Source organism: Nocardioides sp., from assembly GCF_014360585.1.
Taxonomy (GTDB): Bacteria; Actinomycetota; Actinomycetes; order Propionibacteriales; family Nocardioidaceae; genus Nocardioides.
In genome coordinates this window covers 1-25,740 of sequence record NZ_JACIXG010000074.1, presented here as the reverse complement: position 1 = coordinate 25,740, position 25,740 = coordinate 1, and the positions used below count along the sequence as shown (strand labels likewise).

The following is a 25,740-nucleotide window of genomic DNA, read 5'->3' as shown; positions in this document are numbered from 1 at the left end:
TTCGCTCGCGGGCTCAACCAGCGAGGGAGCACCGCTGGTTGAGCCGCCGGAGCCGCTAGGCGGAGGCGTGTCGAGACCAACACAGTCCCCTGTCGCGCTCGAGGGGATCGTGTTGGTCTCGACACGCTCGCTGGCGCTCGCGGCTCGACCGACGGTGGTGACGGCTCGACCGGCGAACGCATGAGCGGCTTCGGCGAACCGGCCGGCCAGGTGCGGGTAGCCGGCCCAGTGCACGTGGAGGTACGACGCGTGCACCGTATCGCTGCTGAAGCCGGTCTCGGCACCATCGACGCTCCAGGCAGCCTGGGTTCCGGCGGACGGCGAGGTGGTGGTGCGGTGGAACTCGTGGCCGGTGACCTGCTCGCCGGCCCGGGTGAGGAGGGAGTCGGAGGCGGCCGTGGCCACCGGGTAGCGGAGGGTGAGGCGCTCGCTCATGGCGGCGTGGGCGGGGATGGCGCGGGCCATCGGTACGCCGTCGAGGGACTCAGCCAGGTAGAGCAGGCCGGCGCACTCGGCGACCGTCGGAACCCCCGCTTCCAGGGCCGCCCGCAGATCGCCGAGCAGGCTCGTGTTGGCGGCGAGCTCGGCGGCGTACATCTCCGGGAAGCCGCCGCCGAGATAGATCCCCCGGGTGCCGACGGGGAGCGCCGGATCGGTCATCGGGTCGAACGCGACGACCTCGCACCCCGCGGCCGCCAGGAGCTCCTCGGTCTCGGGGTAGCGGAAGGTGAACGCCCTGCCGCCCGCTACGGCTATCACCGGGCGAGCGTTCGCGTCGTCGACTGTGTTGGTCTCGACACGCCTCCGCCTAGCGGCTCCGGCGGCTCGACCAGCGGCCGCATCGTTGGTTGAGCCGGCGTCGTGAGGAACGAGCGACGCCGTGTCGAAACCAACACAACCGACGGGCGCATCGCTGGTTGAGCCGGCGTCGTGAGGAACGAGCGACGCCGTGTCGAAACCAACACGGTCGCCTTCGCGCAACGCCACCACCGGATCCCAAGGATCCCCGTCCAGATCAGGAGCCGACCGCGCAACCTCCAGCAGCGCGGACAGGTCCAGATGAGCCGCGACCTGCTCCCCCAGCCGCCCGATCAGCGCGACCGACTCGTCGCGCTCATCGACCGGGACGAGCCCGAGATGACGCGAGGGCGTCGCCAGCGACGGATCAGGCGGGAGCATGCCGAGGACCGGCAGACCGAGACCGTCCAGCGCGCGCCGGATCTCATCGGCGTTGCGCCCCGGAGAGCACCGGTTGAGGACGACTCCCCCGATGCGTACGGACGGGTCGAAACCGGCCATACCGGCAGCGATCGCGGCAGCGGAGCGGGACATCCGGGCGACATCGAGCACCAGGACGACCGGCGACGAGGTCAACGAGGAAACGTGGGCGGTGGAGGCGAACCCGTCGGTGCCGAGGCGACCGTCGTAGAGCCCCATGACGCCCTCGACGACCGCCACATCGGCGCCGGCGGCGCCGTGGAGCAGCAGCGGTACGACCCGCGACTCCCCCACCAGGTGCGGGTCGAGGTTGCGGCCGGGGCGCCCGGTGGCGAGCGCGTGGTAGCCCGGGTCGATGTAGTCCGGTCCGACCTTGTGACCGCTGACCACGTGCCCGGCCGAGCGCAGCGCCGCCATCAGTCCGGTGGCGATCGTCGTCTTGCCCGAGCCGGTCGAAGGAGCAGCGACCACCAGCCGGGGCAGGCTCATGCCGCCACGCCCGTAGGGCAGTGCGAAGAATACGGACGTGGCGCCCTGAGGCTTGTTGTCGCTCGCTTGCGCTCGCTCACCATTCGATGCCCCGCTGGCCCTTCTGACCCGCGTCCATCGGGTGCTTGATCTTGGTCATCTCGGTGACCAGGTCGGCGACCTCCAGCAGCGCCGGGTCGGCGTCGCGGCCGGTGATGACGACGTGCTGGCGCCCCGGCCGCTCGGCGAGCACAGTGGCCACCTCATCGGCGGACACCCAGCCCCACTTGATCGGATAGGTGAACTCGTCGAGGACGAGCAGGTCGTACGTCTCCGCGGCCAGGCACCGCTTGATCTCGGCCCAGCCCTCGGCGGCGTCCGCGGCGTGATCCTCGGCGTCGCCCTGCTTACGCGACCAGGACCACCCCGAGCCCATCTTGTGCCAGTCGACCGGGCCACCTTCGCCGGTCTCCTCGTGCAGCGCACCGAGACGCTCGAGCACGGTCTGCTCGCCGATGCGCCACTTGGCCGACTTCACGAACTGGAAGACCCCGATCCGCCAGCCCTGGTTCCAGCCGCGCAGCGCGAGCCCGAAGGCGGCAGTCGACTTCCCCTTGCCGGGCCCGGTGTGGACCATCACCAGCGGCCGGTTGCGACGCTGACGGGTGGTGAGCCCGTCGTCGGGTACGTTGAGCGGCTGCCCCTTCGGCATCAGGCAGCGCCCCTTCCGGTGGTGGATCCGGTGAAGCCGTGGACGGTCGAGGTCAGCGCCTCGGCACTCACCTCGGCGACGGGCACGTGCTCCGCCTCCAGGTGCGCGGCCAGCTGGCGCGCCAGCCCGAGCCGCATCGGTCCGCTCTCGGAGTCGATGACGACGGTGGTGATCCCCAGACCGGCGACGTACGCGGCGGCCTGCTGCGAGCGCCGGACCGCGTCCTTCCCGTGGGTCTTGGAGTTCGCGCGGCCGTCGGTCACTACCACCAGCAGCGGCCGTAGATCACGGTCACGCAGACGCTCGCGCTGGAGCACCCGGGCGGCCTCGAGGAGGCCTTCGGCCAGCGGCGTACGTCCTCCGGCGGGGATCTCGTCGAGGCGGGCCGCGGCGAGGTCGACCGACCCGGTCGGCGGCAGCACGAGCTCGGCGCCCTCGCCGCGGAACGTGATCATCCCGACCTTGTCGCGGCGCCGGTAGGCGTCGAGGAGCAGCGAGAGGACCGCCGCCTTCACCTGCGCCATCCGCTTGCGCGCGGCCATCGACCCGGACGCGTCCACGCAGAAGAGCACCAGGTTGGCCTCGCGACCCTCGCGGACCGCGGTGCGCAGGTCCTCGATCTGCAGCTCGACCCGTCCGGACGTACGTCCCCGGGTGGCCTGCTTCCCAGCAGCTGCCTTGAGCGTCTCGACCAGGTGCAGCGAGCCTCGGCTGCTCTCCCGCGCGCCGATCCGGCGGCCGCTGCTGCCGATCGCCTTGCTCCGGCCGCCGGTGCGGCCGGTGCCCAGGCCGGTCACGGTCAGCAGGCGGGGGCGGTACGCCGCGGCGGCACCGGTGACTGACTCGGGTGCGGCACCGGAAGGAGCTTGTGGCTGGTCGGGTGCGTTGTCGGCGGTGTTGGTTTCGACACCGCTCGCTTCGCTCGCGGGCTCAACCAGCGGGGGCTCTCCCCCGTCGGTCGAGCTATCCCCGTCGGTCGAGCCGGCATCACCCTCGTCGGTCGAGCCGTCCTCACCCCCGTCGGTCGAGCCGCCGGAGCCGCTAGGCGGAGGCGTGTCGAGACCAACAGAGTCGCCTTCAGCGCCCGAGTCCCCCGAGTCATCCGAAGGCCCGCCCTCCGGCGGCTCAGGCGGCAGCTCCTCGTCCCCGAGGATCCGGTCGAGCAGGTCCTCGTCGATCCCCGGCGCATCGAAGGGGTTGCGCCGCCGTCGGTGCGGCAGCGCGAGCAACGCTGCCCGGCGGATATCGGCCCGAGTGACCTCGGAGCGCCCGGCCCAGGCAGCGTGCGCGACCGCGGTGCGAGCGGTGACGATGTCGGCGCGCAGCCCGTCGACCTCGAACGCCGCACAGACCTCGGCGATCTTGAGCAGCCCCGGCTCGGTGAGCCGGACCTTCCCGACCAGTTCACGAGCGGCGGCGATCCGGGAGGTCAGCGCGCGATCGGCTCCGCCGAAACGCTCAGCGAACGCAGCGGCGTCGAGGTCGAAGGACATCCGGCGGCGTACGACCTCGACGCGGAGCGCCGGATCCCGCGGCGCGGCGACCTCGACGGTGAGCCCGAAGCGGTCCAGCAGCTGCGGGCGCAGCTCGCCCTCCTCGGGGTTCATGGTGCCGATCAGGACGAAGCGCGCGGCGTGCGAGACCGAGACGCCGTCGCGCTCGACCGAGACGCGCCCCATCGCCGCCGCGTCCAGCAGCAGGTCGACCAGGTGGTCGTGGAGCAGGTTGACCTCGTCGACGTAGAGCAGGCCACGGTGTGCGCGGGCGAGCAGCCCCGGCTCGAACTCGACCGCACCGCGCGAGAGGGCGCTCTCCAGGTGGAGCGAGCCGACGACCCGGTCCTCGGTGGCTCCCACCGGGAGCTCGATCAGCCGCACCGGGCGGCTCTCCACGACGGCGTCGGGTCCGAACGGGCCGTCCGGCGACTCGGCGGAAGGGTCGGACGGGTCGATCGAGAACCGATCCCCCGCATAGACCGAGATCGAGGGCAGCACGGCCGCCAGGCCGCGTACGGCCGTCGACTTCGCGGTCCCCTTCTCGCCACGGACCAGGACGCCGCCGATCTCCGGGGAGATCGTGGTGAGCACGAGCGCGAGGCCCATGTCGTCGAGCCCTGTGGCTGAATCGGCCTCGCAGCCGAGGACGGCAGAAAATGGGTAGTGCACCGGCATGAGAGGCTCCCGCTCCCTATCGCGTTGATTGGTTGGTCACGGGGCCGGTCTTCGGACTCACCGAGTCTCCACGAATGGAGCTCGGCTCACCGCAGCGGGCCTGTGCCGGATTCTCACCGGCTTCCCAGATTCTCCCCAGTCGGGGCACCTCGTGACTGTGCGGTCACTGTAGCGTCTGGCCCCATGATCGTCGTGGTGGGCATCGGTGCCGGAGGTTGGGACGAGGTCCCCGTACGTCACCAGCAGCTGATCCGGGACGCCGCTGTCCTCCTGGGCGGCAAGCGTCATCTCGACCTGGTCCCGGACGTCCCCGGCCAGCGCCGCGAGCCCTGGCCCTCACCGCTCCGCGACGGGCTCCCGGCTCTGCTCGGCTCCATCGATGCAGCCGGCGACGTGGTGGCTCTGGCCTCCGGCGACCCGCTCGTCTCCGGGATCGGTACGACCCTGATCGACCTGCTCGGCGCGGAGAACGTACGCATCGAGCCGGCCGTCTCCTCCGTCGCCCTCGCCCGCGCCCGGATGGGCTGGCCGGCCGAGTCGTGCGTGGCCGTCAGCCTCGTCGGCCGCGACGTCGCGCTGATCGCCCGCGAGCTCGCCCCCGGCCGCCGCATCCTGGCGCTCTCCTCGGACGAGGCCACTCCCGCGTTGGTCGCGAACCTCCTGGTCACGGCCGGTTTCGGTGCCTCGACGATGACCGTCCTGGGTGACCTGGGAGCGGAGACGGAGAGTACGCAGACCGCGACCGCCGCTACCTGGGCCGGTGAGTCGCCGCGGCTCAACATCGTGGCGATCGAGTGCGTCGCCGACCGTGTTGGTTTCGACACGGACCCGCTCGTTCCTCGCGGGTCCGGCTCAACCGACGGGGGCCGCCCGTCGGTCGCGCCGCCGGAGCCGCAAGGTGGAGGCGTGTCGACCGACGGAGGCCACCTTCCGCTGGTCGAGCCGCCGGAGCCGCAAGGCGGAGGCGTGTCGAGACCAACACAGTCGTTCCCCGTTTCCTGGACCCCAGGCCTCCCCGACGACGCCTTCGAGCACGACGGCCAGCTGACCAAGCGCGATCTACGGGCCTCGGCGCTGTCCCGTCTCTCCCCGGCCCCGGGCCAGCACCTCTGGGACGTCGGCGCCGGAGCCGGGTCGGTCGGGATCGAGTGGATGCGGGCGCACCCGACGTGCACCACGACCGCGATCGAGGCCAGCCCCGAGCGGGCGGCCCGGATCGCCCGCAACGCAGCCCGCCTCGGCGTACCCAACCTGAGCGTCGTCGAGGGCCGTGCCCCTGATGCCCTGGCCGCTCTCCCCGCCCCGGACGCGATCTTCATCGGCGGCGGCGCGACCCGTCCCGGCGTGCTCGACACCTGCCTCGCGGCGCTGCGCCCCGGCGGGCGGATCGTCGTCCACGGCGTCACCCTCGAGACCGAGCAGCTCCTGGCCGCTGCCTACCAGGAGCACGGCGGCGAGCTCACCCGAATCTCCGTCGAGACCTCTGCCCCGATCGGCACCTTCACCGGCTGGACCCCGGCCCGGTCGGTCACCCAATGGACCCTCACCGTCGGGTGAGGTCGCGCCGCCAGCGCGGGGTCGTCGACTCCAGGGCGGTCAGCAGTCCGACGGTCTCCGCCGGGTCGCTGAGGCGTTCGCCGAAGAGCTCCTTGATGCGCTTGAGCCGGTGGCGCACGGTCTGCTCATGGACCCTCAGCTGCTCGGCGACGACGGGAGCGCTGGGCCGGGCCCGCAGCCAGACCAGCATGGTCTCGGCGAGCGCCAGGCGCCGTTTCGGGGTCTCCTCCAAGAGGGGCGCGAGCAGCTGCTCGTCCGCGAAGCGGCGCAGCGTCGGGTCGGCGTGCAGGCACAGCTCCGACTGGTGGTGGGCGCACCAGACGATGCCGTCCGCGGAAGGGTGGAGGACCTGCTCGGCGACCAGATCCACGGCCCGCAGGCCCCAACGTACGGCGTGGCGGGTCTCGTCGAGCCGCACCTCCCAGGTGACGGCGACCGGGCGACCTGTCGCGGCGACGACCGCCCTGGCGCTCTCGTGCACCGCACCTGAGGCCCCGATCACGACCATGGCCCCCTCGCTCGCCCCCATGAGCAGACGCGGCGCGGGCATGCTGAGCTCCGCCGGGACCGGCCCGCCCGGAACGACCGCCACGGCCACCCGATCGGTGACCTTCCAGCCGGCGCGTCCGGCCAGGGCACACAGGTCGCCGGTCCGTACGTCGCCGACGAGCGCCGCGAAGAGCGGCAGCCGGGGGTCGATCGGCGGCGAAGGCTCGGCGAAGCCGCGGGTCGCGTGCTCCAACAGCTGGCGCTGGTAGTCCATGAGCGCCTCGGCGAGGTGGCTCACCGCCGCCATCGGCAGCTCCAGCTCACCGGCGATCTTCGTCATCTCCCGCCAGAACTCCTGCGTCGCGATGTGGTGTGCGGCCCGCATCGCATCGAGGTTGTGGCCTGCCCTGCCCTCGAGACTGCCCAGTTGTCGGTAGATGTGGGCGACGGTCGCACCGCGCACGGGCGCACCGGCCATCGCGTCGACGAAGAGCGCGACCGCCTCGTCCAGCGCCTTCTCGATGACGTCGTGCAGTCGCGGGTCGCTGAACGCGGCCACCTCACCGCAGATACGTCTGGCGATACGGCGAGACAGGTGACGGGCGCGGGGCCGGTAGGCCACCACGATCTGGCGCGCGATCAGGTTGGGTGGCGGCGACAGGTCGATTCGCAGCGTCGGGTGGGGCCTTCTCGGGATCAGGCCCGTGAACATGTCCGTGTCTGGTCGTGTCGTCGAAGTCACGCAACTCTCCTCCACTTCCGCCCCTCGCTCTCTGCGACCTGGGGAGCCGCGCGAAGGACGTGTCCCGGATGCAGTGAAGTGGCGGGAGACCTCCACGTCCAGAGCCGCCGAGGCATGAGGCGCCAGAACCTCCAAAACTTGTGATGGGCCTCACAAATTTTCCCGCTGAGGCGAAATTGTCACCACCCTGACAATTTTGGCGGGATCTGGTGACTTTCGATGTCGCCACGGTAGCCAGCCACCGTCCGCGACCCCCTCAATGGTGCCGTCATCGCAGTTGTGGTCGATCTCCCACCCGGCTCGATCACTCCTCCCACACCGTAAGGGGAACACGTGAGAACCAAGCCTCCACCCAGCCGCCGCACCTTGGTCGCCACGGCATTCACCGCCCTCGTGGCCACCGCGCTGCTCGTCGGAGCACCCGCTGCACAAGCTGCCGAGAACCCGACGCTCGAGATCGACTACGACGCCGTCGGTACGACCCACATCGGTGCGCAGGTCGACTCATCGATGGCCATCGGGCCCTCGGTGCTCGAGTCGACCCTCGACCTCACCAACGGCCACATCGTCGGTGGATCCCTCGCCATCCCGACACAGACGATGAGCTTCGACATCTTCGGGATCCCGGCTCAGGCGAAGGTCACCATGACCCAGGTCGGGCCGCTGACCGGCGCCATCGTGCCCACCGACCAGCTCGGCAAGTCGACCCTCACCTCGACGGTCGCCTATGACATCCAGTTGAGCGACGTCAAGGCCAAGGTGTTCGGAATCTGGTGGCCGCTGGCGGTCGGCAGCCGCTGCCACACCGCCGAACCGGTCACCATCACCGCCAGCACTCCTGAGGGTGAGTTCTTCACCGTCAACGGCGGTGGCCGGGTCACCTCGACCTACACGATCGGGAGCTTCACCGGGTGTGCCGCGCTGAACTTCTTCGACATCCCCGGCTTCTTCCCCTGGTTCGGCTCCATCCCGATCAACGCCTTGGTGCCGGGCGCCGACAACACCCTCGAGCTGCAGATCGCCAACCCCCGCGCGGGCACCGCGTGAGGCTCTCGGATTCAACCCACCACCACACAAGGAGAAACATCATGAAGAAGATCACCAGCCGCGTGCTCACCGGTCTCGCTGCCGGAGCCCTCGCTGTCGGCACCGTCGCGGCCATGTCCGCACCGGCCCAGGCGGCCGCCGCCGGCTACACCCCGCACGGCACGAACCCGCTCACGTTTATCGGGAACAACGTGTCCTTCACCGCGGTCGAGGCCAACCAGACGCTGAACTGTGAGCAGTTCGACCTCACCGGCAACATCATCAACCCTGGTCAGACCAGGGAGTTCGGCGAGGCTGCCGGTACGCTGCCCGAGCTCGCGTCCAGCGGCTGCACCAACGACATCGCGGGTGCCACCACGGTCGAGCCGACCGGCACCTGGGGCGTAAAGGTCGACGGACCCGAGAGTGGCTCGGTCTCGCCTGCCACGCTCACCACCGTGACCGCATTCGTCGAGGCCGCCGGCTGCTCGTTCAACGTCGCGGGCGAGGTGAGCGGCACCTTCGACGACGCCGCGCAGCTATTCACCCCCACCAGCTCGACGCTGGTCATCTCCGACAACCCGGTGGGCTTCATCTGCCCGATCCTCGGTGTCGCGCAGGGTCAGTCCATCACCGTGGACGGGACCTGGGCCGCCAACGGTCTCACCATCACAAACCCGTGACCGGCCAGGGCTGACTGCTCCATCCAGGGGCCTGTGTCGGTGGCCGTTCAGCCACCGGCACAGGCCCCATGAAGAACCTCATCAGCCGAGTGTTCACCGGTCTTGGGGCCGGAGCACTCGCCATCGCGGCCGTCATGGCGATGCCGACTCCCGCCCAAGCGGCCGACACCTACACGCCGAATGGCGGACCAATCAGCGTTGTCGGTGAGGAGATCATCTTCACCGACGTCTACGCCGACCAGTCTTCACCTGTGAGCAGTTCGACCTGGCCGGCAGCATCACCGACCCCGGTGTGAGCAGGACGTTCGGCACGGAAGCCGGCATCCTCGACCAGGCAACGTCGAGTGGCTGCGTCAATCCGCTCGCCGGATCTACCACCCTCGACTTGGTCGGCTCCTGGGGGATGGTGATAACAGGACCCGGGGTCGGGTCGGTCTGGCCCGCCGCCCTCACCAACGTGCATGTGTTCCTCGAATATGCAGGTTGCAGCTTCAGCTTCGCCGGCGAGGTGATCGGCGAGTTCGACGACGCCACCGGCATGTTTACGCCCACCGGATCAACGCTGTCCGTCGTCGACGACCCGCTCGGCTTCATCTGCCCCGTCTACGTAGGGGTCATGAAAGGTGACCCCTACGTCGTCAACGGGATGTGGGAAACCTCCGGGCTGTCGATCACCAGCACGTGACAGTTCGGTCCTTGACCGGTGAAACTTGTCACGCGCGTGACAAGTTTCACCGGTTTCGAGGCCAACGATCAGCCGATCTGTGGCACTCACCACATTCGCTGTCTTAACTGGTGGCGGATAACCCTACGGTCCTCGCCGGACCCGACCACCTGAGGAACTCTTCATGCGCATCCCCCACCCCCGTTCCAGCGCACGCACCGGTCGAGTAGTCGTCGGCGTCCTCCTGCTGGCTGGCACGCTCATGGCCATTCCTACCAGCCCAGCCACGGGGGATCCCGAGGTCGTTCCCCGGGGCGCATCGCAGAGCGATGTGAAGGATCAGCTGCCCGGTGTGACGGCGTTGATCGCAGACAATCCGGCAGATGGCCTGCCGGGCTTCGACGACCTTCCCGTGAATTTGTCGATCAGTGGCAGCGAGGGAACCGTCACCAGTTCACAGCACGCGGTCGCGCGGCGATCGAAGATGTCCATCACCTCTCGCCCGATTTGGGGTGCCTTGTATCTGTTCGCCTACAACACTCCGTTCGACAAGCCGACGACGTTCAAGTCTCCCTGCAACAACTTCCTCAAGACTCACTGCGTGTCCGATCCTTTTTACCAACCTTCGTGTGCAACAGACGACCCGACAACGCAGTGGGGAACGTTCTACTTTCGCAACCCGATGTATCCGTTCAAACCGCTTAAGGGCGGCGGCGCCGAGGTCGGAATCCTCAGCGAGGACAGCATCAATCTGGTCGCCTTCGGATCGATCCCGGCCACCGCCACACTGACGATGTCCGTCCCGCGGGTCAATGGAAAGGTCCAACCGCTGATCTCCCACGTGTGGCAGCGCATGGGAAGGGGATGCGCCCCGCTGCCGAGTACCCTTCCGAGGGTGTCTGCGCTGGTGGAGGGGGAGGTCAACATCCAACTCAGCGACCTCGAGATCGACGGGGTTCCGGTCGATCTCGGCCCAAGGTGTCGGACGGAAAGACCGGCCGAGCTCTATCTCTGGAACGACCCGGCCACCGGGCCGTACTTCCCCGCTTCCGGTGGACCGCTGGGAGCCTTCGACGGACTGCACCCGGGATCACGGGCGCCGCTGAACGATCCCTACTACTTCGAGGACAACGGTCGCAACATCCCCCCATCGTCGGGGGTCCTTATCCCACCCTTCGTGAACTGCGGCACAGGCGGTGACGACCTCAGCCCGGTGGTCAGCGCTATGGCTTCGGGCCCAAACAACCCAGTGCGTGCCACCCAAGGCGAGGTGTCGATCATCAACCGAATTCCCCTCGAGGACCTCAACATGTGCGACCCGCAACGCCCAAAGGTGTGCCCGCTACCCGCGCCGGAGAAGCCCTCGATGCCGCCGCTGCCGGACGGCGAGGGTCAGTAACCGATCAAATTACCGCCACTGCGCGCCTCTCCTCATGGACCATGTAGCAGCAGACCATTCGGAACGAACGCCATCACCTGGGACGGCCTCACGACCGGCGGGTGCAGCTCGCCGAACGGCGGCGGGGTCACGGTCGACCTGATCGGCGCTTGGGGCTTTGCGATCACCGGACCCGAGATCGGCTCGGTCTCCCCCGCCGCCATCACCGACGCTGCCATGTTTGTCGGGTCGGCCGGATGCTCCTTCAACGTCGCCGGCGACATCACCGGCACCTTCGACGACTCCACCGGTGTCTTCACCCCCGATGCGTCGACGCAGATCCGGCGCCCCCGCGGGGTTCCTGTGCTCGGTCCTCGGGATCGCGCAGGGACAGGCCCTGGATGTGGATGGCACCTGGACCATCACCGGACTGACGATCACGAATCCGTGATCGACCGTCACATCACCACCCACGAGCCGAGCGAAAACTTGTCACGCGCATGACAAGTTATTACTCGCTCCCCAGACCCAACCGTCCGCGATCACCGTGGCTCGAGAACGCTACCCGCACCCGCGGACGATGCTTGCGAGCTCGGCCAAGGTGTCGATCCGATGGGTTGCCCGCGAGAGGTCCTGGGTCGCGGTGAAGCTGTTGCGTACGACCGCACAGTCGATGCCCGCGGCAACTGCCGACGCGAGACCTCGGGACGAGTCCTCGACGACGAGCGTCTCGTCACGGGTCGCACCGAATCGCTTCAGCCCGGCCAGGTACGGCTCCGGGTGCGGCTTGGGGCGGTCGTAGTCCTCACGGACCAGCACGAAGTCCATGAACCCGGTGATCTGCCGAGATCGGTGGATGAGGTCGAAGTCGGCCCGCCTCGCCGTGGTCACAATGGCCATCCGGACGTACTGCGACAGGTCGGCGAGCGCGTCGACGACTCCGTCGATCTCGATCGCCTCGGTCCGCAGACACTCCTGGTAGTAGGCGTCCCGCGCCTCCCGCTGTCTGTCGATGACCGGCTCGTCGACACCGGCCGCCCGAGCCTGGTCCCAGGCGCCGAGCCCCTGGCTCATGTCGCGGAGATATCGCTCCTGATCCAGCGCCACACCGATCTCCGCCAACGCTCGTTCGCCGGCCTTGAAGTACCAGAGCTCGGTGTCCACCAGAACACCGTCATGGTCGAAGAGGATGTACTTCTTCACGACCTGATCCTGACGGACCATCCAAGCCCACCTCGTGAACGACCGTCGAGAGCACGAAACGGTGGTCCATCGGGGCACCGATCCGGACTCAGCCGCGGCGACCGACGCGCTCAGCGAAGGCGTCGAGTGCGTCGATGACTTCGTTGGCGAGCCACACCCGGTTGCGCTGGCCACTTCCCACGCGCGTGAGGATCTTGGCGTTCTCCAACTGCTCGACCGCCCGCTGAGCCGCAGACATCGCTGATCCCGTCGCCGCCTCGACGTAAGCGACGTTCACGGCCGGTTGGTTGAGCAGATGCGGAAGGAGCCGTCGTGCGGCTGATCCACGGCGGGAAGGAAGGCGCTCCCTCCAGCCGTCGTATACCCGCTCCAGGTCGTCAACCAGGTGGCGACCGTTGCGGATGGCGCGAAAGGAGGCATTGACGAACTGCCCCACGATCGGCTCCACATCGCCGTTGCGGTAGGCCGTCAACGCCTGGAAGTACGCCGACGTGTCGGTCAGCAGACCCGCCGAGACCGGCACAGTCAGGCGGTGCGTCACGTCGGCGTGACGCAGCATCGCATGGACAAGAGTCCGACCGACACGTCCGTTGCCGTCGTTGAAAGGGTGGATCGTCTCGAACTGTGCGTGCGCGATCGCGCACTGGACCAGGACCGGAAGGTCCACCCTTCTCACGAAGGCAATCAGGTCATCCATACTTGCCGCCACCCGCGTGTGGTGAGGGGGAACGAAGGACGCCGCGTGTGGGCTCGCAGCATTGCTGCCGATCCATACCTGAGATGTGCGGAATCGTCCGGGCGCGGCGTACTCATGTCCCGCGAGAAGTGCATCATGGGCAGCCAGGATCGAGTCGACGCTGATGTCGTCGGCGAGCAACCGCTCGCTGCATCGCAACGACGTTGGCCATGACAAGCTGAGCGTTCGGACCACTCTTCGCCTCGATCGAAGCGAGCGCCAGGGCCCGGGCTGGTCCACAGCCCCACCTTATGCCACTTTATGACCTAAAGTGGCATAAGACTGGCCTTCCCGCCTTGATCCGACCGCCTACTTGAATCTCTCCTCGTGCACCACCGTCGAGAGCGCGGAGCGGTGGCGCCAGCCGAAACGCTCCAGGTCGGGGACGTCGGGGAGGTCGGCGACGGGGCCGACGCAGAGCCAGGCGACGGGACGTACGTGGTCGGGCAGGCCGACCAGGTCGCGCAGGAACTCCTCGCGATAGAAGCTGACCCAGCCGACGCCGAGGCCCTCGGCGGTGGCGGCGAGCCAGAGGTTCTGGATGGCGAGGACGGTCGAGTAGAGGCCGGCGTCGGCGATCGCGTGGCGGCCGAGGACGTGGGTCCCGCCGCGGGTCGGGTCGTAGCCGACGACCACCCCGAGGCCGGACTCGCAGATCCCCTCGATCTTGATCTTCGAGAACGTCTCGGACCGCTCCCCCGCCAGCGAGTCTGCGAAGACCTCTCGCTCGGCGGCGACGTGCTCACGGAACGTACGCAGCGTCTCGGGCGAGCGCACGAGCACGAAGTCCCACGGCTGGGTCATCCCGACGCTCGGGGCGGCGTGCGCGGCCGACAGCACCCGCTGGAGCACCTCGGGGTCGACCGGTCCGCCGGTGAACTCCGCACGGGTGTCGCGGCGGCGGTTGATCGCGTCGTACAGGTCCATCAGGCACGCTCTTCCAGGTTTCGCGGGCGGGCCGCGTCGTAGAGGAACGACTCGCCCCCGTCGCGGGCCAGCGCGGGCCCGGCCAGGATGACCGCTGCCTGCCGCAGACCTGCGTCCTCGACCGCCTCGGCGATCGTCGCCACCGTCCCGCGCAGCACCAGCTCGTCGGGCTGGCTGGCCCGGTAGACGACCACGACCGGGCACTGTGGCCCGTAGTAGGGCAGCAGCTCGGCCATCAGCTCGCGGGTGCGCCGGATCGCAAGGTGAAGCACGAGGGTGGCGCCGGTCGCGGCGTACGCGGCCAGCGACTCCCCCTCCGGCATGGCCGTCGACCGGGCCTGGGTGCGGGTGAGCACCACCGACTGCGCCACCAGCGGGACGGTCAGCTCTCGACCCACCAGTGCGGCGGCCGCGGCGTAGGCCGGGACTCCGGGAGTCACGTCCCACGGCACTTCGGCGGCGTCGAGCCGCCGGGTCTGCTCGGCGACGGCCGAGTAGACCGACGGGTCGCCGGAGACGAGGCGTACGACCTGCTTGCCCTCGCGGTGCGCGGCGACGATCGCGGCGACGATCTGGTCCAGGTCCAGCTTCTGGGTGTCGACCAGCTCGGCCTCGGGGCTGCAGTGCGCCAGCACCTCGGGGTCCAGGTAGGTGCCCGGATAGAGCACCACGTCAGCGGCCGCGAGCATCCTCGTCGCGCGGACGGTGAGCAGGTCGGCCGCGCCGGGGCCGGCACCGACGAAGTGGACGGTCTGGTCGGTCACCGGACGTACCTCGGCGTCCAGACCTGCCCGGCCGCGGTCGCCCGCGTCGAGCTCGCGCCCACGATGACCAGGCACTTCATGTCGATCGAGGCCGGGTCGAGCTCGCCGAGGGTGGTCACCGTCAGCGACTCCTCGGCCCGCCCGACGTCGCGGCCGACGACCACGACGGTGTCGGGCTTGCGGTGCTCCAGGAGTACGTCGCGGGCGGTGCCGATCTGCTTGGTGCGCGAGCGCGAGGCCGGGTTGTAGATGGCCAGTACGAGGTCGGCGGCGGCCACCGCGCGCAACCGCTCCTCGACGACCGGCCACGGCTTGAGCCGGTCGGAGAGCGACATCACCGCGAAGTCGGCGCCGACCGGCGCGCCTGCGCGCGCAGCCACCGCCTGGACGGCGCTGACGCCGGGCAGCACCCGGATGCGTACGTCGGCATAGGCCGCGTCCTCGGCCGCCTCGAAGACGGCCGACGCCATCCCGAAGACCCCGGCGTCACCGCCGGAGACGACGGCCACCCTCTCCCCCGCCTTCGCCAGGTCCAGGGCGTGCCGGGCCCGGTCGACCTCGACCGTGTTGCCCGAGGCGTGTCGCTGCAGGCCCTCGCGTTGGGGCACTCGGTTGACGTACGGCGCGTAGCCCACGACGTGGCCGACCTCGGCCAGCGCGGCTGAGACCTCGGGGGTCAGCCACCCATCCGGTCCCGGACCCAACCCGACGACGAGCACCTCCCCGGAGGCCGAGCCGGTCGAGTCGCCCCCGCGCGTCACCTCGACGGACCCGACCTCCGGGAGCTCTTGTCCCGCTGGTCGAGCCGCCGCCCCCGCTGGTCGAGCCGCCGGAGCCGCTAGGCGGAGGCGTGTCGAGACCAACTGGGTCGAATCGAGCGCAGAGGGGACTGTGTTGGTCTCGACACGCTCGCTCGCCCGAGGGCCTGAACGAAGTGGCCCTCGACCAGCGGAGGGCTGGGAGTCGCCGGGCACGACGATGAGGGAGAAGTAGGGGACCGAGGACGGGTCGACGTCGGCCACCGGGAGCCAGCGCTCCTCGGGCTGCGAGGCACGCTCGACGTACCAGGCACCGTCCAGCCGCCCGGCAGCCGCCAGCGCGGAGCGGACCGCGGGGAAGGTACGGCCGAGCTTCATGATGATGGCGGCCTCGGTGTCGGCGAGGCGCCGGGCGAGCTCGGGCTCGGGCAGGGTGCCGGGCAGGACGGTGAGGACGTCGGTCTGGCGCACCAGCGGCGTCGAGACGGCGGCGGTGGCGGCGGCGAAGGCGGGCACCCCGGGCACGACCGAGGTCTCGTAGATCTCGTTGAACCGGTCGTGGAGATACATCGAGGAGCCGTAGAAGAGCGGGTCGCCCTCCGCGAGCAGGACCACGTCTCGGCCGGCGTCGAGGTGAGCCGAGAGCCGGACCGCGCAGGACTCGTAGAACTCGGCCATCGCTCCGACGTAGCCGCCGGGGTGCGAGGTGGTGCCGGTCGTGACCGGGTAGCGGAGCTCCTCCTCGATCGCCTCGACAGGGATCAGCGAGGACGCGATCCGGCGGGCGTGGGACTGCTTGCGTACGCCGGCGTGGTAGGCGACCACCGGCGCCGCGCCGATCAGGCGGGCGGCCTTGAGGGTGATCAGCTCGGGGTCGCCCGGGCCGATGCCGACGACGCTGAACTTCCCGCGTACGCCAATCGTTCCTGCTGAGCCAGTCATTCCTGCTCCTGGGCGAGTGCGTTGAGGGCGGACGAGGTCATCGCGGAGCCGCCGCGGCGGCCGCGGACGGTGACGAACGGGATGTCGATCCCGTGCTCATCGGCGAAGGCGGCCAGCGCCTCCTTGGACTCGGCCGCGCCGATGAAGCCGACCGGGCAGCCGACGATCGCGGCCGGCCGCGGACCGCCGTCGAGGATCATCTCGAGCAGGTGGAAGAGGGCCGTCGGGGCGTTGCCGATGGCGACCACGGCACCTTCCAGGTAGGGCTCCCACAGCGACAGCGCGGCCGCGGTGCGGGTCGTCGCCCACTCCCGGGCGAGCGCCGGGACCCGGCCGTCGCCGAGCATGCAGAGCACCTCGTTGTCGCGCGGCAGCCGGCTGCGGGTGACCCCGGTCGCGACCATCGTCGCGTCGCACAGGATCGGGGCGCCGGCCTCCAGCGCACCTCGCGCGGCCTTCACCAGGTCGGGGTGGATGACCAGGTCGGAGGCGAGGTCGACCTGGCCGCTGCCGTGGATCATCCGCACCGCGAGCCGCTCGGCGTCGGCAGGCACCGCGGAGAGGTCGGCCTCTCGCCGGATGGTCGCGAAGGAGTCGACGTAGATCGCCGGGCCCTGGTCGATGTATTCGTAGCGGCGGGTCGGGCGCACCTGCGGTGAGGGTACGAACACGCCCTGCCACGGTGTCACCACGACGGCCGGGGCCCGCGCCGCGAGCGCCTCGATCGCGGCTCGGTCCAGGGCTCCGTCGGGGGCAGGGACGTGCTCGCCGCCGGGCACGGACCCGAAGGCGAGCGGATCGATGGGCGGCGGAACTCGCGGGTCGGCCTCGCGGGTCTCGACGAGCTCGACCTCCGGTTGCTGGAGCTCGGAGACGTGCCAGGGCGCCGAGGGGCCCTCGCCGCGTACGTCCAGGAAGCGCGAGGCGAGCGCGACCAGCCGGGGCGCGGCCTCGGTGAGCGGTACGACGGGCCCCCACGCTTCGCCGACCCGGAGCTGAGCCTCGGTGGCGGACAGCGCGACCAGGCCGAGGTCGCACTCGCGCGAGACCAGGTCGCCGCGACCGTCGTCGAGCACGAAGAGGAACCGGCCCGGGAGCGCGGCCAGGCGGGACGAGCCGCACAGCAGCCGGTCCAGTGACGCGGCGACGCCGCGCAGGTCGGCCCGGCCCTCGGCGACTCCGGTCTGCGGGGAGACCATCACGTTGCGTACGAGCTCGTGGGTCTGCGCCGGCACCAGGCCGGTCGCCTTCAGCGCGGTGAGCACCTCACCCGGGAGCGCTCCGTCGACCGCGGGCAGGCCGCGGACCTGCAGGTTCGCGCGGCCGGTGAGATAGACCTTGCCGTCGCCGTGGCTCTCGGCGACGGAGACGAGCGAGAGCAGCGCCGACGACGAGACGGACCCGCCGATCAGGCGCAGCCGCACCAGCAGGCCGTCCTCAGCCGGCCACGGACGGCCGACTCCCGGGCACCGGTCGGTTCGGACTCGCGTCATCGGGACACCTGCTCTGCGTCATGTGCCCTTGCGCGGGGCACGTGGTGACCTGGCGGCGGGCGCCGCCAGAGCCAGCAGGTCTTCGGACTCGGAATCGATCGGAGCGGAGCGCCTTCCCGGAGCCAGGCTCCAGTGACTGCTCTCCCCCGAAGAAGAGCGTGCCCCGCCCGTCATCCTCACCGCTGCGCGTCAGTCCCGGACTTGCACCGGGTTCCCTGACCCCATCAGGCATGGAGTACGACTGGCAGGGCGAGACTACCCACTTGGGGACATCGCGACGAATTGCTCGCTGTCAGGCCGGGGTCTGTGGCAATGTTCGGCTACTCGAATTCTGCTCCACGTCCTTCCAAAGATGGAGTCTCCCGTGACCGGATCGGCCAACCGGCAACTGTTCGCTCTCGTGACCGTCTCGTCGCTCACGTTCGGCCTCGCCGGGTGCGTCTCGAGCTCGGAGTCGAGAGTCTCGATCGGCCTGGTGGTCCCGGCCTCCGGGGTGCACGAGTCGATCGGCACCGACATGACCCGGGGCTTCGACCTCTACCTCGACCAGCACGACGGGAGGCTCGGCGGCAGGTTCGTGGACGTCATCGAGGCCGATGAGGGCGACCACGTGCAGACCGGGGTCGCCGCGGTCACCAGGCTGATCGAGGAGGACGAGGTCCATGCGATCGTCGGGCTGGTCGGCTCGGAGACGGCGCTCGCGGCCAAGTCCGTCGCGACCGCCAACGAGACGCCGCTGATCGTGACCGGCGCCGGAGCCGACCGACTCACCGGCGGCTCCGACTACCTGTGGCGTACGTCCTCGACCAACTCTGACATCGGCGGCTCACTCGGGCAGGCGGTCGCCGACGAGACCGGCCGTAGCCTGGCGTACGTCATCGCCTCTGACGACGCCACCGGTCACGAGTTCTCCGACAGCTTCATGATCGCCATGGAGGCAGCCGGCGGCAGCATCGCGGGCCAGAGCTACACGCAGACCGGGATGACCCAGAAGTGGCCCGGCATCTTCGCCAAGGCGAAGCGAGCGGGCGCGGACGCGATCTACGCCGCGTATGCCGACCAGGAGGCGGAGGCGTTCGTGAGGGCGTATCGCGAGTCCGGCCTGGCCCGGAGCATCCCGCTCTACGGCCCCGGCTTCCTCACCGAGGGCGAGGTGCTCTCCTCGCTGGGGGATGCGGCATCCGGGGTGCGGACCGCACTGCACTACAGCGCTGCGATGGACTCACTGGCCAACGCCGCCTTCGTGCTGGACTACCGCGAGACGTACGACGCCACTCCGACGGTCTACGCAGTGCAGGCCTACGACGCCGCAGCCGCGCTCGACAAGGCGCTCGATCTCTCCGACGCCGTCAACCGCGATGAGATCGCCGACTCCCTCGGATCGGTCGGCACCATCGTCAGCCCCCGCGGCAACTGGACCTTCGACACCAACCACAACCCCGACCAGCCCTACTTCCTGCGGGTCGTCAAGGACACCCCCGACGGCCTCAGCAACGTGGTGCTGCAGAAGATCGCCTCACCGGGCAGCTGAGTCCGACCGGAGCTCGGCTCGGGTGGCGGCCAACTCCTCGCGTACGGCGGTGAGGTCCTCCCGCAACGAGGCGAGGACGGCCATCATCTCAGCGTCGGACTCCTTTTCGTGCTCAGCGAGGTTCTGGACGTTCTCCATGCCGGAGACGACCACGGCGAGGAAGAGGTTGAGGACCGCGAACGTCATCACCAGGATGAAGAGGACGAAGAAGATCCAGGCGGAGGGGTCCTCCTCCATCACCTCGCGAGCGATGTCGGGCCAGGCCTCCCCGGTCATGGTCTGGAAGAGTGTGAAGGCGCTGGTGCCGAGGTCACCGAAGTACTCCGGCGCGATCGGGCCGTAGAGGTTGGTCGAGATGACCACCGCGACGTACATCATCAGCGCCAGCAGTCCGGCCACCGAGCCCATCCCCGGCATCGCCGCGATCAGGCCGTCGACGACGCGACGCATCGACGGGACCGAGTTGACCAGGCGCAGCACCCGCAGGATTCGCAGCGACCGCAACACCGACATCGGCCCGGTGGCCGGCACAAGCGCGATCGCGACGATCACGGTGTCGAAGATGTTCCACGGGTCGAGGAAGAACCTGGGGCCGTACGCCACCAGCCGCAGCACCAGCTCGATGACGAAGACCCCGAGGAGCACGCTGTCGAGCAGCGCCAGCTCGTAGGCCAGGTGCTCGGGGACCATCGTCTCGACGCCGAGGACCACCGCGTTGAGGATGATCACCCCGATGATGATCTTCTGGAAACGGTCGTCATCGACCAGCGTACGCACCCGATCGCGCGCCGAGATATTGCTCGAACCCATGTTCGCAATGTCCTCCTGTGACCCGTGACAGCGGCCGGAGACTATCGGGCAGAGTCGGCGCGTTCTCACCCACACCCCCGCCGAGTCGGCGCGTCCTGACGAGCCGACTCGGCAGGGATTGGCGTCAGGATGCGCCGACTCGGCGGATCAGGTTGTGGCGAGGTGCACGGCCAGGCCCAGGCCGGCGAGGCCGACCAGCCAGCGCAGCGGGCGCTCGGGCGCGAGCCGGACGATCCCGGGGCCGAGGAAGCCGCCGATCACCGCACCCAGCCCCAGGGCGATCGCGGCGGGCCAGTCGACAGGAGCGAAGAAGACGTACGCGATCGCCGCGGTGCCGTTGGCGACGCCGGTCGCGACGTTCTTGACGGCGTTGGTGATCGCGAGCGCCTCGGTGCGCTCGAGCACGAGTACGGCCAGCGCGATGATGCCGACGCCCGCGCCGAAGTAGCCGCCGTAGATGCCGAGCACGAAGACGATCACGCCCCACCCGAAGCCGCGGGCCAGCGTACGTCTGCCCGCGCCGTCTGGCGGCAGGGCCGGCGGAACCCGCCGGCGCGCTCGCCCGGCTGCTCGGGCGGCTGCCCAGGTGCGGATCCGGTCACGGAGCAGCAGGAGGACGGCACCGCTCCCGACGAGCCAGGGCACGATCGCCTCGAACGCCTCAGCCGGCGTGGTGAGCAGCAGAGCGGCGCCGACCGCGCCGCCGAGGAACGAGGCCAGACCCAGCCAGGCGATCCTCCGCCCCTGGCCGCGGAGCTCGCGGCGCGACCCGGCGATGGTGCCGCCGGTGACGCCGAACATCGCCACCGTGTTGGTGACGTTGGCGACCACCGGAGGCAGGCCCGCGGCCAGCAGGGAGGGGTAGCTGACCAGCGAGGCCAGACCGGCCACCGAGCCGGTCAGTCCGGCGCCGATACCGGCGAGCAGGAGCCAGGCGAGCTCGGCGCTCACCGGGCGGTCAGCGGACCAGGCACGGGCGCTTGGGGTCGAAGGTCCACCCCGACACCAGGTACTGCATGGCGACGCCGTCGTCGCGTACACCGAGGCCGTGCTCGAGGTAGAGCTCGTGCGCGGCCGCGACCCGCTCGCGGTCGAGCCGGATCCCGAGGCCGGGGGCGGTCGGGACCTCGATGGCACCGTCGCGGATCTGCAGCGGCGACTCGGTCAGGCCCTGGCCGTCCTGCCAGATCCAGTGGGTGTCCAGCGCGGTGATCTCCCCCGGCGCCGCGGCGCCGACATGGGTGAACATCGCCAGCGAGACGTCGAAGTGGTTGTTGGAGTGAGAGCCCCAGGTCAGCCCGAAGTCGTGGCACAGCTGGGCGACGCGGACGGAGCCGTGCATGGTCCAGAAGTGCGGGTCGGCCAGCGGGATGTCGACAGCGTCGGTGCGGATCGCGTGCGCCATCTGGCGCCAGTCGGTGGCGATCATGTTGGTCGCCGTACGCAGCCCGGTGGCGCGCTTGAACTCGGCCATGACCTCGCGCCCGGAGTAACCGCCCTCGGCGCCGCAGGGGTCCTCGGCGTACGCGAGCACGTCGTCCTTGCCCTTAAGCAGCCGGACCGCGTCGGCGAGCAGCCAGCCGCCGTTGGGGTCGAGGGTGATCCGGGCGTCGGGGAATCGCTCGTGGAGGGCGGTCACCGCGGCGACCTCCTCCTCGCCGGGGAGGACGCCGCCCTTGAGCTTGAAGTCGGCGAACCCGTAGCGGGCCTGGGCGGCCTCGGCGAGACGTACGACCGCCTCGGGGGTCAGCGCGACCTCTCTCCTGACGCGGTCCCAGTCGTCGGCGGCGTCCGGCTCCCGCAGGTAGGGCAGGTCGGTCTTGTCGGGGTCGCCGACGTAGAAGAGGTAGCCGAGCATCGGTACGCTGTCGCGCTGCTGACCGTCGCCGAGCAGCTCGGCAACCGGCACACCCTGCTCCTGACCTGCGAGATCGAGGAGCGCGGACTCCAGCGCCGTGACGGCGTGGACGGTCGTACGCAGGTCGAACGTCTGCGCCCCGCGGCCGCCGGCGTCGCGGTCGGCGAACCGATCCGCAACCTGCCGAAGCAGGCTGCGGTAGCGGGTGACGGGCTGCCCCACGAGCAGCTCGGCGGCCTCCTCGATGGTGCGTCGGATCGGCTCCCCGCCGGGGACCTCACCGACACCCTCGCGGCCCTCGGAGTCGGTGAGGATCGCGATGTTGCGGGTGAAGAACGGCGCGTGGGCGCCGCTGAGGTTGAGCAGCATCGAGTCATGACCTGCGACGGGGACGACCTCGATCTTGGCGATCGTGGTGTTGGCGGTCATGGCAGCTGCAGCTCGCCGTCGATCCGGCGGGCGAGGTGCCACGGGTTGTCGTCGCGTACGGCCTCGGGAAGGAGGGCCGCGGGGACGTCCTGGTAGGCGACCGGACGCTGGAAGCGCTCGATCGCGAGGCTGCCGACCGAGGTGGTGCGGGAGTCGGAGGTGGCCGGGAACGGGCCGCCGTGGACCATCGCGTGACCGACCTCGACGCCGGTGGGCCAGCCGTTGAAGAGGATCCGGCCGACCTTCAGCTCGAGCGCGGAGACGACCTGAGCGGCGGCCTCGTCGTCGGCGTCGGTGGCGTGGACCGTCGCGGTCAGCTGGCCCTCGAGGGAGCTCAGGCTGAGCAGCAGCTCCTCGACGGAGTCGTAGCGGACCACGACGCCGGAGGCGCCGAAGATCTCGTCGGTCACACCGTCGAGGCGGGCGGCCTCGACGATCTGGGGTGCGGGGGCGCAATCGGCGCCGGCCTTGCCCTCGCCGACGACGGTGACGCCGTCGGTGGCGCGGAGCGTCGCGATGCCCTTCTCGTAGGCGCTGGCGATGCCGGAGGTCAGCATGGTCCCGCCGACGGCCTCGGCGGTGGCGCGGCCGGCCGCGGCCAGGAAGGCGTCGCCGGCCTCGTTCTTCGGGAGGAAGAGCAGGCCGGGGTTGGTGCAGAACTGGCCGGCGCCGAGGGTGAGCGAGCCGACGTACGCCGTGGCGAGGGCCTCGACGTCACCGCCGAGGGCGCCGGGGAGGACGACGACGGGGTTGATCGAGGACATCTCGGCGTAGACCGGGATCGGCTCGGGTCGGGCCGCTGCGGCCGCGGCGATCGCGAGCCCGCCACCGCGGGAGCCGGTGAAGCCGACTGCCTTGATCCGCGGGTCGACGACCAGGGCCTGGCCGAGCTCGATGCCGGCCTTGAAGTCGGTGGAGAGGAGGTAGGAGAAGGTGCCGGCGGGCAGGCCGGCCTTCTGGACGGCACGGGTGACGGCTTGGGCGACCAGGTAGCCGGTGAGCGGGTGCGCCGGGTGGCCCTTCACGACCACCGGGCAGCCTGCGGCGAGCGCCGAGGCGGTGTCGCCGCCGGCGGTCGAGAAGGCGAGCGGGAAGTTGCTGGCGCCGAAGACCGCCACCGGGCCCAGCGGGATCTGGCGCTGACGGATGTCGACCCGCGGGAGCGGGGTCCGGTCGGGGAGCGCCGGGTCGATGCGTACGCCGAGGTGGTCACCGCGTCGCACGACGCCGGCGAACATCCGGAGCTGGCCGGTGGTGCGGCCGACCTCGCCGCTGATCCGGCCCTCGGGCAGGTGTGACTCGGCGACGGCGGCCTCGACGATCTCGGGGCGGGACGCCTCGATCTCGTCGGCGACGGCTTCGAGGAAGTCGGCGCGTGCGTCGGGGGTCGTTGCGCGGTAGCCGGCGAACGCCTCGGCTGCGGCGGTGGTGGCAGTGGTGACGTCGGGCTGCTCGGAGTCGGCTCCGGCGATGATCGAGCGGTAGCTCATGGTCCCTTCCTATCGGGTTGGTTGTAGGGAGGTCGGCGTCAGGAGATTCGGGCGACGAGGTCGCGCAGCTCGGCGATCTCTTCCTCGCGCAGGTCGGTCAGCGGCGGCCGGACCGGGCCGGCGGGTCGGCCGATCGCGGCCAGCCCACCCTTGACGATCGACACTGCATAGCCTGCCGTGCGGTCACGAATGTCGAGGTACGGGATCACGAACTCGTTGAGACGACGGTAGACCTCGTCGCGGTCCTGGGCGCGTACGGCGTCGTAGAACTCGATCGCCCACTTCGGTGCGAAGTTGAACAGGGCCGAGGAGTAGGTGCTCACGCCGAGCTGGAGCAGCGGCAGCGCGAAGGTCTCGGCGGTCGGCAGGCCGCCGATGTAGGTGAGCCGGTCGCCGACCCGGGCGTAGGTGCGGGTCATCTGCTCGATGTTGCCGACGCCGTCCTTGAAGCCGATCAGCGTGGGGTTGCGGTCGGCGAGCTGCGCGACGGCCTTGTCGTGCAGGATCGCGTTGGCACGGCTGTAGACGATCACGCCGAGACCGGTGGCCTCACAGACACGGCTGGCGTGCTCGACAAGGCCGTCCTGACCCGCCTCGGTGAGGTAGGGCGGCATCAACAGCAGACCGTCAGCACCGGCCGCCTCCGCCGACTTGGCCTGCGCGATGGCATTGGAGGTGCTGCCCGTCGCGGGCGCCAGGACCGGCACCGCACCGGCGACCTCGTCGACGGCCGCGCGTACGACCCGGTCGGTCTCCTCCGGGGTCAACGAGAAGCCCTCCCCTGTGCCGCCGGCCGCGAAGAGGCCTGCGACGGGGTACTCGGCCAGCCAGCTCAAGTGCTTGCGATAACCCTCTTCGTCGAACTGCAGGTCATCGTTGAAGTGAGTGACCGGGAACGAGAGAAGCCCGCTCTTGAGCTGGGCGGCCAGGTCGGTCGGGCTGTACTCGGTCACGAGTCACGTCCTTCAGGGGTTGTGAGGCAGAAGTGGTGCCCATCACGTTATGAACCTTCGGCGATGCCTGTCCAAGCCCGAATTTGAATCTCGTGATGCGTGTGGGGCATCGCGGGGATCTGGAGTTGGTTCGTCCGGACGGTGCGGCCTCGGTGGTCGAGCTTGCCGCGACCTCATCCCCGCTGGTCGAGCCGCCGGAGCGCCGCTGGGCGGAGGCGCGTCGATCCCCACACGGGTCGCTCGGTGGTCGAGCTTGTCGAGACCTCCCACTCCCGCTGGTCGAGCCGCCGGAGCCGCTAGGCGGAGGCGTGTCGAGACCAACACAGTCGCTTCGGCGGTCGGGCCTGTCGAGACCTCCCACTCCCGCTGGTCGAGCCGCCGGAGCCGCTAGGCGGAGGCGTGTCGAGACCAACACAGTCGCTTCGGCGGTCGGGCTTCTCGAGGCCTCTCTGCCGGAACGACCTGCCCCCGGTGGTCGAGCTTGTCGAGACCTCCCTGCCGGGAACGTCCCACCCGAAGGCCAGTCAGGGCCGCCGACCCTTCTTCGAGGATCTTCTCGAGGAACCCCGGAGTAAAGGACGGCCTTCGGCCGCCGGCTTCGCCGGCCGCTTACGCGGTCCTTGACACCGGGCTTCCTCGAGAAAAAAGATGGCTGGCTATCGGGGCGGCGGCCCGGGTGTGGCGCAGCGCATTCGTTCCTGGGAACGGTGGTGTTCGTGGGATGGGAGGGTGGCCAGA

General features: G+C 70.0%; 24 protein-coding genes, 1 pseudogene and 2 riboswitches. Of the genes and pseudogenes, 8 read left to right on the top strand and 17 right to left on the bottom strand.

What is annotated here, in order from left to right; genetic code table 11:
* From H5T77_RS20085 to H5T77_RS20075, 3 genes are all read right to left on the bottom strand, one after another.
* A partial coding sequence (locus H5T77_RS20085; protein WP_292652244.1) for a cobyrinate a,c-diamide synthase occupies positions 1-1,707 on the bottom strand: 1,707 nt, incomplete at its 3' end.
* A gap of 76 nt (positions 1,708-1,783) precedes the next feature.
* The gene (gene cobO, locus H5T77_RS20080) at positions 1,784-2,398 is read right to left on the bottom strand and encodes a cob(I)yrinic acid a,c-diamide adenosyltransferase (RefSeq protein ID WP_292652243.1); all 615 of its coding nucleotides are present in this window, start codon (positions 2,396-2,398) and stop codon (positions 1,784-1,786) included.
* The gene (locus H5T77_RS20075; protein WP_292652241.1) at positions 2,398-4,569 is read right to left on the bottom strand and encodes a VWA domain-containing protein; all 2,172 of its coding nucleotides are present in this window, start codon (positions 4,567-4,569) and stop codon (positions 2,398-2,400) included. Before H5T77_RS20075 ends, cobO begins: the two co-directional genes overlap by 1 nt.
* A gap of 25 nt (positions 4,570-4,594) precedes the next feature.
* A riboswitch (cobalamin riboswitch) is annotated at positions 4,595-4,736 on the bottom strand.
* Between the two features lie 16 nt (positions 4,737-4,752).
* Here H5T77_RS20075 and cbiE point away from each other — a divergent pair.
* Positions 4,753-6,126, top strand: a complete 1,374-nt coding sequence (gene cbiE, locus H5T77_RS20070; RefSeq protein WP_292652239.1) for a precorrin-6y C5,15-methyltransferase (decarboxylating) subunit CbiE — start codon at positions 4,753-4,755, stop codon at positions 6,124-6,126.
* Here the strand turns inward: cbiE and H5T77_RS20065 are convergent.
* The gene (locus H5T77_RS20065) at positions 6,113-7,357 is read right to left on the bottom strand and encodes a PucR-like N-terminal domain-containing protein (protein WP_292652237.1); all 1,245 of its coding nucleotides are present in this window, start codon (positions 7,355-7,357) and stop codon (positions 6,113-6,115) included. The genes cbiE and H5T77_RS20065 overlap by 14 nt on opposite strands.
* A gap of 333 nt (positions 7,358-7,690) precedes the next feature.
* Between H5T77_RS20065 and H5T77_RS20060 the strand changes: the two genes are divergently transcribed.
* The 5 genes from H5T77_RS20060 (at position 7,691) to H5T77_RS20040 (ending at position 11,129) form a co-directional block, all read left to right on the top strand.
* Positions 7,691-8,404, top strand: coding sequence for a hypothetical protein (locus tag H5T77_RS20060; protein WP_292652235.1), 714 nt, complete (start codon positions 7,691-7,693; stop codon positions 8,402-8,404).
* 41 nt (positions 8,405-8,445) lie between these two features.
* Entirely contained in the window at positions 8,446-9,066 is a 621-nt protein-coding gene (locus H5T77_RS20055) for a hypothetical protein (RefSeq protein WP_292652234.1), read from the top strand.
* Positions 9,067-9,134: 68 nt separating this feature from the next.
* The gene (locus H5T77_RS20050; RefSeq protein WP_292652233.1) at positions 9,135-9,362 is read left to right on the top strand and encodes a hypothetical protein; all 228 of its coding nucleotides are present in this window, start codon (positions 9,135-9,137) and stop codon (positions 9,360-9,362) included.
* Positions 9,359-9,751: a hypothetical protein gene (locus H5T77_RS20045; RefSeq protein ID WP_292652232.1), complete on the top strand. Its 393-nt coding sequence runs from the start codon at positions 9,359-9,361 to the stop codon at positions 9,749-9,751. The genes H5T77_RS20050 and H5T77_RS20045 overlap by 4 nt, the downstream gene beginning before the upstream one ends.
* Before the next feature lie 163 nt (positions 9,752-9,914).
* A complete protein-coding gene (locus tag H5T77_RS20040) occupies positions 9,915-11,129 on the top strand; it encodes a hypothetical protein (RefSeq protein ID WP_292652231.1) in 1,215 nt (404 codons plus the stop codon).
* 32 nt (positions 11,130-11,161) lie between these two features.
* On the opposite strand, the gene H5T77_RS20035 is transcribed toward H5T77_RS20040, so the two are convergent.
* Positions 11,162-11,392 (bottom strand): hypothetical protein, encoded by a 231-nt coding sequence (locus tag H5T77_RS20035; RefSeq protein WP_292652229.1) that lies wholly within the window; start codon positions 11,390-11,392, stop codon positions 11,162-11,164.
* Between the two features lie 41 nt (positions 11,393-11,433).
* Between H5T77_RS20035 and H5T77_RS20030 the strand changes: the two genes are divergently transcribed.
* Entirely contained in the window at positions 11,434-11,559 is a 126-nt protein-coding gene (locus H5T77_RS20030; RefSeq protein ID WP_292652228.1) for a hypothetical protein, read from the top strand.
* 110 nt (positions 11,560-11,669) lie between these two features.
* Here H5T77_RS20030 and H5T77_RS20025 read toward each other — a convergent pair whose 3' ends face one another.
* The 7 genes and pseudogenes from H5T77_RS20025 to H5T77_RS19995 form a co-directional block, all read right to left on the bottom strand.
* On the bottom strand, positions 11,670-12,332 hold the full coding sequence (locus H5T77_RS20025) for an HAD family hydrolase (RefSeq protein WP_292652226.1): 663 nt from the start codon (positions 12,330-12,332) through the stop codon (positions 11,670-11,672).
* A gap of 67 nt (positions 12,333-12,399) precedes the next feature.
* On the bottom strand, positions 12,400-13,188 hold the full coding sequence (locus H5T77_RS20020; RefSeq protein WP_292652225.1) for a Fic family protein: 789 nt from the start codon (positions 13,186-13,188) through the stop codon (positions 12,400-12,402).
* A 168-nt stretch (positions 13,189-13,356) separates the two neighbouring features.
* A complete protein-coding gene (gene bluB / locus H5T77_RS20015) occupies positions 13,357-13,974 on the bottom strand; it encodes a 5,6-dimethylbenzimidazole synthase (RefSeq protein WP_292652223.1) in 618 nt (205 codons plus the stop codon).
* Positions 13,974-14,738 (bottom strand): precorrin-4 C(11)-methyltransferase, encoded by a 765-nt coding sequence (gene cobM, locus H5T77_RS20010; protein ID WP_292652221.1) that lies wholly within the window; start codon positions 14,736-14,738, stop codon positions 13,974-13,976. The genes bluB and cobM overlap by 1 nt, the downstream gene beginning before the upstream one ends.
* A complete protein-coding gene (cobJ, locus tag H5T77_RS20005) occupies positions 14,735-16,438 on the bottom strand; it encodes a precorrin-3B C(17)-methyltransferase (RefSeq protein ID WP_292652220.1) in 1,704 nt (567 codons plus the stop codon). The genes cobM and cobJ overlap by 4 nt, the downstream gene beginning before the upstream one ends.
* The gene (locus H5T77_RS20000; RefSeq protein WP_472850356.1) at positions 16,435-17,127 is read right to left on the bottom strand and encodes a precorrin-8X methylmutase; all 693 of its coding nucleotides are present in this window, start codon (positions 17,125-17,127) and stop codon (positions 16,435-16,437) included. The genes cobJ and H5T77_RS20000 overlap by 4 nt, the downstream gene beginning before the upstream one ends.
* Before the next feature lie 612 nt (positions 17,128-17,739).
* Positions 17,740-17,931 (bottom strand): annotated as a pseudogene (locus tag H5T77_RS19995) (nitrite reductase); the annotation flags it as partial.
* A gap of 56 nt (positions 17,932-17,987) precedes the next feature.
* Positions 17,988-18,191: riboswitch (cobalamin riboswitch) on the bottom strand.
* Positions 18,192-18,295: 104 nt separating this feature from the next.
* On the opposite strand from H5T77_RS19995, the gene H5T77_RS19990 reads away from it, so the two are divergent.
* Positions 18,296-19,462 carry an ABC transporter substrate-binding protein gene (locus tag H5T77_RS19990; protein ID WP_292652219.1) on the top strand — a complete coding sequence of 389 codons (1,167 nt, stop codon included), beginning with the start codon at positions 18,296-18,298 and terminating at the stop codon, positions 19,460-19,462.
* Here H5T77_RS19990 and H5T77_RS19985 read toward each other — a convergent pair.
* The 5 genes from H5T77_RS19985 to kdgD form a co-directional block, all read right to left on the bottom strand.
* On the bottom strand, positions 19,448-20,272 hold the full coding sequence (locus H5T77_RS19985; RefSeq protein ID WP_292652218.1) for an ion transporter: 825 nt from the start codon (positions 20,270-20,272) through the stop codon (positions 19,448-19,450). The two genes, H5T77_RS19990 and H5T77_RS19985, sit on opposite strands and share 15 nt — an antisense overlap.
* Positions 20,273-20,419: 147 nt before the next feature.
* Positions 20,420-21,223, bottom strand: coding sequence for a sulfite exporter TauE/SafE family protein (locus tag H5T77_RS19980; protein WP_292652217.1), 804 nt, complete (start codon positions 21,221-21,223; stop codon positions 20,420-20,422).
* A gap of 7 nt (positions 21,224-21,230) precedes the next feature.
* Positions 21,231-22,559 (bottom strand): enolase C-terminal domain-like protein, encoded by a 1,329-nt coding sequence (locus tag H5T77_RS19975; RefSeq protein WP_292652215.1) that lies wholly within the window; start codon positions 22,557-22,559, stop codon positions 21,231-21,233.
* The gene (locus H5T77_RS19970) at positions 22,556-24,049 is read right to left on the bottom strand and encodes an aldehyde dehydrogenase (NADP(+)) (protein ID WP_292652214.1); all 1,494 of its coding nucleotides are present in this window, start codon (positions 24,047-24,049) and stop codon (positions 22,556-22,558) included. The genes H5T77_RS19975 and H5T77_RS19970 overlap by 4 nt, the downstream gene beginning before the upstream one ends.
* A gap of 38 nt (positions 24,050-24,087) precedes the next feature.
* Positions 24,088-25,002 (bottom strand): 5-dehydro-4-deoxyglucarate dehydratase, encoded by a 915-nt coding sequence (gene kdgD / locus H5T77_RS19965; RefSeq protein ID WP_292652212.1) that lies wholly within the window; start codon positions 25,000-25,002, stop codon positions 24,088-24,090.
* Positions 25,003-25,740 lie beyond the last annotated feature (738 nt).